Source organism: Faecalibacillus sp. TM498, from assembly GCF_020589955.1.
GTDB classification, from domain to species: domain Bacteria; phylum Bacillota_I; class Bacilli_A; order Erysipelotrichales; family Coprobacillaceae; genus Faecalibacillus; species Faecalibacillus intestinalis.
Map to the genome: position 1 here is coordinate 1 of NZ_JAJDKB010000096.1, position 3464 is coordinate 3464.

Annotated in this window: 4 protein-coding genes; 2 read left to right on the forward strand and 2 right to left on the reverse strand. The window is 22.9% G+C overall.

Translation table 11 applies throughout. The features are described from left to right. Positions 1-493: 493 nt before the first annotated feature. Together LJD32_RS14660 and LJD32_RS14665 are read right to left on the reverse strand one after the other, a co-directional pair. On the reverse strand, positions 494-1186 hold the full coding sequence (locus LJD32_RS14660) for a DUF1835 domain-containing protein (protein ID WP_227392784.1): 693 nt from the start codon (positions 1184-1186) through the stop codon (positions 494-496). A 123-nt stretch (positions 1187-1309) separates the two neighbouring features. Continuing rightward, on the reverse strand, positions 1310-1753 hold the full coding sequence (locus LJD32_RS14665) for a hypothetical protein (RefSeq protein WP_106988947.1): 444 nt from the start codon (positions 1751-1753) through the stop codon (positions 1310-1312). A gap of 316 nt (positions 1754-2069) precedes the next feature. On the opposite strand from LJD32_RS14665, the gene LJD32_RS14670 reads away from it, so the two are divergent. Beyond that, on the forward strand, positions 2070-2408 hold the full coding sequence (locus tag LJD32_RS14670; protein WP_227392785.1) for a PadR family transcriptional regulator: 339 nt from the start codon (positions 2070-2072) through the stop codon (positions 2406-2408). After that, entirely contained in the window at positions 2401-2778 is a 378-nt protein-coding gene (locus LJD32_RS14675) for a DUF6120 family protein (RefSeq protein ID WP_227392786.1), read from the forward strand. Before LJD32_RS14670 ends, LJD32_RS14675 begins: the two co-directional genes overlap by 8 nt. Positions 2779-3464: the final 686 nt, after the last annotated feature.

The window sequence follows — 3464 nt, forward strand, 5'->3', positions numbered from 1 at the left end:
TCAAGCCTTATCATTAAGTTAATTATTTTTTGTCCAACAAAGTCGGTTCACTTCAAATTACTCATTTTTTATAAAAAAGTATCATTAAAATCATTTGAATCACACATACACCTATAAAATATATAGTTAATATTGGAACTATAACCGGTACAATATCTAATAACGATGTCCAATCACTTTTTAGCATCAATTCTTTTATATAATTTATACACATTAGCAATGTAGTTACGCTAATAATATTATTTATAAACATTGAATAAATAAAATATCTGCTTTTATTACAAAAACAGATGATATTAATAAATAAAAGCAATAAGTTAACAAACAAAAACAACCCAATAATTAATACCATTATTTTTAACCTCCTATATACCAATAAATCTTCAAAAAAATAATTTTATTAGATATTTTAATGTTCTTCGAAACGATTTTTATTGTCATAATACTTCTTATCATTTATCAATATTTTGATTTATTTATACCCCATATCGTTTCACTCAACTATTATTTTTCTAACTTTTTTATATAAATATAGATAATTAATTAGACTTTTTTTAGATACCTCTTCAATTATTCTTTCTGTATTATTTCCTTTTTGGCTATTAATCACATCATAAATAAGTCTATCCAAATCTTTTTCATTCATCATTATAACTTCACCATTTTTTATAAGTTTTATTGTCTTATCTGTTAAAAATATTTTTTCACCAATTTCTGAATATTTTAAAACAGGAACATTTTCCATCTTATTCATCAATTGTATAAAATCAGTTGGACAATTTAAAAAAGCAGTGTGTTTACTTATATCATGTAAAATTATATTTGCATCACAAACGAAAACACTATTTAATACATCTCTTAAAAAATAACATACAACAAAGAAACCCACCATTTCCATTGTAACTTGAGAAATCCATATTCTTACTTTGTCACCTCGTTTAATTTTATATAATCCATTTAAAAATAAAGAATACTTTTTATAAAAATATTCTTTATTTCTTTTGTCATAATCAACAACGCCATATTTACATAATTGTTCATATCTTTCATCAATACTAAAATTATTAAAATTTCCTAATGTATAATCGTCTGGACAACAAAGAATAGTATTGGAATCTATGATCCCTACTGCATATAAATAACGTAAATTTGCTTCAGTAGAAGTATCAAAACATATTTCTATCATTCTAACTAATCTTCAAAGTCATTATTTGGTTAATTCTTTCACCATTTCTGACTTCTCCTCCTTTTGCTATTTATAAATTTCACTCTATTGCTAAAACATACTAATTACATAATTTGTGTTTAATCATTGATACTTTATATCTGCATTAAGAATATAATCAACTGTTATTTGCTTATTAAAATCTTCAACTTTCCCATCTAAAGAAGTAGCAGTACCATAATATTTAAGAATTGTTTTATCCTTTTTCTTATTAATCTTCAATTTTATATCAGAACAAATATAATTTTCTCTTATACTTTTACACATAAATTCATGTTGCATTGTCAAATCAGAAATTTTTAAATTAATTGATGCTGCCATTGGGACACCATTTTTTTCTGAATAAGCAATATAAGGTGCAGCAACTTTTAAATTATCCCCAGCAGTCCCTTCACTTACTTGAATATTTATATACGGATGATACGAAGACCAAAAATACCAACCTGTTGCACCAATAACAAACATTAAAAATAAAATAATAACAATTAAGATTCTTTTTTTGATCCTAATTTCTATGTATTCTTCCACAGCAATCATCACCTATCATAAATTTATAATATAGCAAATTTTAATGAATCAAATTTTATTGTCTCATTAATAACAAATCAACCAAATCCAGTAATAAAATGGATATAAGATTACTACAATCGATACAATAAAAATATCACTATAATTAAACACTCAATACTTTTTTCATGACTATATAGATTTCTTTTAATTTAAAAACGTTTTCTTATTCATATATTATCATATTTATAAATCAGTGTACATAGTTTATCTATGTATTGATGATTTTTAAATATATTTTATAATAAATATATAATTATATTAAGGAAGTATTGATATGGCTAGAAAAAATAGTTTTTTTAAATTAGATATGTTACTTCTATGCATAATCGCTAAGCAAGATTGTTATGGCTATGAGATTACAAAACAAATTAAGACATATTCTCATGAATTAATAGTCATTAAAGAAGGTACTATGTATCCTATCTTGTATAAATTGCTAGATGAAAATTATATTTCAAGTTATGAAAAAGTAATCGACCGTAAAGTAAGAGTTTATTATCACATAGAAGAAAAAGGAAAAGAAAAATTATTAGAAATGATTAACGAATTTAATAATGCTGTTGACGGAATTCACAACGTTATTAAAGAATCTTTGGGAGAAGCTTATGAATAATATAAAAAAATACATTAAGAACATTTGGGCAATTATGCCTATGCATACTAAAAAAGAAAAATTCTATTTAAATGAATTAAAAAAACATTTAAATGAATATTTAGATGATCACCCACAATGTTCATATGATGATATTGTTCTACAATTTGGAGAGCCTAAAGATATTGTTGTGAATTACATACAAAACAGTGATGAAAATGATCTTATTAAAAGAATGAAATTAAAATCAATTATACAAAAATTCCTTATATTTTTTTCAGTAACATGTACAATTTTAGCAATTTGGATAGGAATTCTTTGGTACGATTATATACAAGATCAAAAGAATTCAATTATATATGAAATCGAAACAACTATCACTGAACATTAAAAAAATGGAAAAACTATGAAAAAATTAATATTACCAACTAGCACTATTATTTATAATATTTGTGAAAGTTATTTTATTAATTAGATCTTTACTTTACAATGATAAGCGCCTTAGTTTTTAGTATAAATTCTCATTATTAGCATTACAGTTTCAAAAAGTTAATTTATGTTAGATAGTTTTTTTCTTTTAAGCATCAAAAATTAATGATTTTTTGATGCTTTTTTGGTGGAAATTTTACACTTTTTTCGAATTTTTTTGGTATTTTTTTGGTATAGCCCATTTTCAGGGCATTTTTGAGCATTATTTTATTCATAAAAAATAAAAACCCGCAAATCAAAAAAACATTGATTTCATGCGGGTTTTAGCGTAAAAAAAGGGCTTCTTCTATCTTGAAACCCTTTTTTATTTAGCATATTTTTCGCTAGATTAAGCTAATTTTTATTTTATCTACTTATATATTTAATAATGTTTATTTATCAACACTTTACTTCATTTGTATTTTATACCATTTTTAACTATTTATTAATAATACAAATTTATTTGGTATTTTTTTGGTATGAAATATGATAAATATAATTCAGCGAAATTATTGTTTTATAAAATAACATATCACAAATTATTTTTTATAATATTTATAAATGCATTTGTGTTGTAACTTTAACAATTTCTTTATAATAATCATCTTG